The sequence below is a fragment of the Leuconostoc sp. genome, from assembly GCF_965300815.1.
Genome location: NZ_CBDKZH010000135.1, coordinates 1 through 3,041, shown reverse-complemented (window position 1 = coordinate 3,041; position 3,041 = coordinate 1). Strand labels below are relative to the sequence as shown.

At 43.6% G+C, this 3,041-nt stretch carries 4 protein-coding genes; all 4 read right to left on the bottom strand.

The window, feature by feature from the left end; all coding sequences use genetic code 11:
• Window positions 1-818: histidinol-phosphatase HisJ (hisJ, locus tag ACW12G_RS07265; protein WP_455647637.1), on the bottom strand; the 818-nt coding region annotated here is incomplete at its 3' end.
• A 73-nt stretch (window positions 819-891) separates the two neighbouring features.
• Window positions 892-1,695: a Cof-type HAD-IIB family hydrolase gene (locus ACW12G_RS07260; RefSeq protein ID WP_077281833.1), complete on the bottom strand. Its 804-nt coding sequence runs from the start codon at window positions 1,693-1,695 to the stop codon at window positions 892-894.
• Between the two features lie 40 nt (window positions 1,696-1,735).
• Window positions 1,736-1,915 (bottom strand): hypothetical protein, encoded by a 180-nt coding sequence (locus ACW12G_RS07255; protein ID WP_010004267.1) that lies wholly within the window; start codon window positions 1,913-1,915, stop codon window positions 1,736-1,738.
• The coding region (locus tag ACW12G_RS07250; protein ID WP_455647636.1) for a signal recognition particle protein at window positions 1,915-3,041 on the bottom strand (1,127 nt) is incomplete at its 5' end. The genes ACW12G_RS07255 and ACW12G_RS07250, both read right to left, overlap by 1 nt.

Sequence of the window (3,041 nt, the reverse complement as noted above, 5' to 3'; positions counted from 1 at the left end):
ATGTCATAATCCTGACCCTGATCGGCCACTTGATGCGCATCAGAACCATAGACCAACGGAATGCCAAGTTGCACCGCTTGGCGTGCAATTGCCGCTGTAGGATAGGGTTCACCATTGAATGGCTTACGCAGGCCAGCTGAATTGAAATCCAATTCATAGCCTGCTGACTTCATGTCATTTAGAATGGTTGTGATTTTTAATAAATTCTCATGATTAAACGCCGGGAGTTCAAAATATTTTTGATACTTCCGAATTAACGTCAAATGCCCAATCCGGATTTTTGTGGGGTGTGATAACGTCTTAGCTAAATACAAGCTCTGTTGCACCGTGGCAATATAACGGGCAAAGACAGCTTGCGGTGCCGTCACAATTTCTGGAAATGCCGCGGCCAAAACCGCTGGCGTATAATCAATAGGTGCCAACTGCCCCGCTTTGTTCGGCATAAAATGGATTGATAGAACAATTTCATCTGTCCAATCAGCCATTTTGTCTAAAAATTGACGCGTGTCCTGTTCAAACCCAACCAGAAAATCCACCTCAAATCCACGGTGAATCGTCAATTGCGACTGAAATTCAGCTTGCAACTGGTCAACCAGCTGGCAATACCGCGCTAATTCATCTTCATGCATGGCAGAGTGATCACGTGCATCAACTGGCCCCGTAAACTGCGTTAAAAATGCACCAGGCAAAGGCGCGTGCTCTGTGACTGTATAGTCAGAAAAACCTTGCGACACAGCATGTGAGAGATAAGCTGATAAGGGTTCGGTGGTCCCATGATGGGAAAATTGTGTATGGGTATGGCCGTCTTTTTTAGGCATTTCATCCTCCGCTACCAGGTACAATACTGAAAAAATGTTGTCTTAAGTATACAAAAAAACACGCCATAGCGTGTTAAATTTTTTCAAGAATTGTTTTTAAAACACCGTCGTGATTATTGTCTGCGACACTTAACGCAAAGCCACGATTCAAGATTTCTGGATCAGAATTTGTCATGGCCACTGGATGGCCAACATATTCTAACATTTCCAAATCATTGAGACCGTCACCAAAAGCCATGATATCAGCGGGGGCGATATGTAACTTATCGGCCATAAATGACAACGCTGTTGCCTTGTTCACTTCTGGATTGACAATATCAATGGCGCCATAGCCAGAAGTCGTCACATGAACTTTGCTGCCCAAAACAGTCTTCACATCCTGCATAAATTCATTTGCCGCATGTGGCAAAACCAATGAAATTTTTAAAATTGGTTCATTAATGTCGCTCACATCATCAATGATTTGCAAATTTTCAAAATAAGCGTGTGCTAACTTGAGATACTTCTCATTTGGTCGCTTGATAATCATAAAGGACTTATCAGCTGCGACAAAAGCCACACCAAGTTCTAATTGATCAGTATATTTGTCAGTCAATTGCGCAACGGTCGCTAATGCTGAATGTGGCACATCCCATACGTGGGCCAACTCACCATTGATGATGACTTCTGCACCATTGTTTGCAATTAATTGATATTGTCCTGCAAAGTGCTTAAAGTAATCATGCACTTTTTGGACATGATTACCTGTTGCCACAACAAATTGAATATCTTGGGCATGTAACTTATCAAGCACTTCTCGGAACAATGCTTCATTAAACGTTTTATCATCTCTTAGAAACGTTGCATCAAGATCTGATGCAATTAATTTGACTGACATATTTCCCCTTTACTGTCTATTCCTTTTTAACAATAATCCCCTAGCGTTGTAGCCACCAAGTTAAAAACCGGATTAGTGCAAAAACCACAATGGCAGGTATTAACGCGCCAATAATCGCCAAAGCGATTGCTGGCAGTGTGCTACGTTGCATGTTGAGTAAGTTTGACCCCAACATGACGACAAAGATAAACGTGGGTAATACCCGTTCTAACTTAGCCATTACTTTCTACCACGCTTCTTTTTGGCTTTTTGCAAACGACGAGCAGCTTGCTTCATCGCAAAGTTTTGCACCTTTTGACCGAAGTTACCCGTTGGCATGCCACCGCCCATGCCGCCCATAAGAGACGACATGTCCATACCGGCACCACCCATCATCTTATCAATACCACCAAAATTACCATTCGTCGCTTGATTCATCATCTTACGCATTTGATCAAATTGCTTAATCATGCGGTTCACTTCAACAATTGGGCGACCCGCACCGGCAGCTAAACGACGTCGGCGTGATGGATTGATGAGATCCGGATTTTCACGTTCGGCTGGTGTCATTGAGTTCACAATAGCTTCCAAATGCGCAAATTGCTTGGCATCAATATTGATATTAGCCAAAGCCGGGTTATTGGCCATACCTGGAATCATTTTTAACAAATCTTCCATTGGCCCCATCTTTTGCACTTGCTTCAATTGTGACACAAAATCATTGAAGTCAAATGTGTTTTGACGCATCTTTTCAAGTTGCTTGGCTTGTTCTTCTTCGTCAAAATCACGTTGGGCTTTTTCAATCAACGTGAGGACGTCACCCATCCCCAAGATACGTGAGGCCATTCGCTCAGGATAAAAGACATCCAAATCCGTTGGCTTTTCCCCTTGTCCGACAAACTTAATTGGCTTGCCTGTCACATCACGAATTGACAACGCGGCCCCACCACGGGTATCGCCATCAAGCTTTGTGAGCACAACCCCAGTTAAGTCGAGCGCTTCAGCAAAGCCTTTTGCCGTTTCGGCAGCGTTTTGTCCCGTCATGGCATCAACTGTCAACAAGATTTCATCTGGTTGAGCAATTTCAGCGACATCTTTTAATTCTTGCATCAAGACTTCATCAATTTGCAAACGACCGGCCGTATCAATAAAGACATAGTCGTTCTTATTTTCCGCAGCCTTGGCAAGTCCTTGGCGCACGATTTCACGTGGGTCAACATCAGTACCCAATTGGAAAACTGGGATATCCAAATCACGCCCAAAAATCTCCAACTGATCAATGGCAGCTGGTCGGTAAACATCGGCTGCAATCAGCAAAGGCCGTGCCTTTTCTTCTGTGTTTAATTTGTAAGCCAATTTGGCAACCG

Bases quoted from the DNA above. Each gene is read 5' to 3' on its own strand.
- ACW12G_RS07255 (WP_010004267.1), bottom strand. From the start codon at position 1,915: ATGGCTAAGTTAGAACGGGTATTACCCACGTTTATCTTTGTCGTCATG.
- ACW12G_RS07260 (WP_077281833.1), bottom strand. From the start codon at position 1,695: ATGTCAGTCAAATTAATTGCATCAGATCTTGATGCAACGTTTCTAAGA.